This window comes from Rhizobacter sp. P3_B12 (genome assembly GCF_056402895.1).
The window spans coordinates 1-642 of the sequence record NZ_JBFUGN010001685.1; the positions used below are offsets into that span (position 1 = coordinate 1).

Genomic DNA, 642 nt, shown 5'->3' on the forward strand with positions numbered 1-642 from the left:
GTCTCGGCGAGCTTCGCGTTCGTCGGCGACATCGTGTTCGCCGAGCCGAAGGCGCTGATCGGCTTCGCCGGCCCGCGCGTGATCGAGAACACCGTGCGCGAGAAGCTGCCCGAAGGCTTCCAGCGCGCCGAGTTCCTCGTCAAGACCGGCGCGATCGACGGCATCATCGACCGGCGCGAGCTGCGCACGACGATCGCCCGCTCGCTCGCGATGCTGCAACGGCAAAGCGCCGACGCCGTGGCCTGAGCCGGCCCGGCTCCCTGCGCAAGGCGGCCTCGGCCGCCTTTCCTTCTTCTGAGACCGTCATGCCCACACCGACCACCCTCGCCGAATGGCTCGCCCACTGCGAGCAGCTGCACCCCAAGGACATCGACATGGGGCTGGAGCGCAGCCTGCTGCTGAAGCAGCGGCTGGGCATCGATTTCCAGGTGCCGGTGATCACGGTGGCGGGCACCAACGGCAAGGGTTCGACCTGCGCGATGCTCGAATCGATCGGCCTGCAGGCCGGCTACCGCGTCGGGCTCTACATCAAGCCGCATTTCGTGCACTTCGAGGAGCGCTGCCGCGTGAACGGCCGCAGCGTCGACGCGGCCGAGCTGATCCCGCACTTCGAGGCGGTCGAGGCGGCGCGCGCCGGCATGC

The 642-nt window shown here is 69.3% G+C and carries 2 pseudogenes; both read left to right on the forward strand.

The features are described 5' to 3' along the window. A pseudogene (locus AC1D01_RS37670) lies at positions 1-246 on the forward strand (acetyl-CoA carboxylase, carboxyltransferase subunit beta); the annotation flags it as partial. A 59-nt stretch (positions 247-305) separates the two neighbouring features. Continuing rightward, positions 306-642: pseudogene (locus AC1D01_RS37675) on the forward strand (bifunctional tetrahydrofolate synthase/dihydrofolate synthase); the annotation flags it as partial.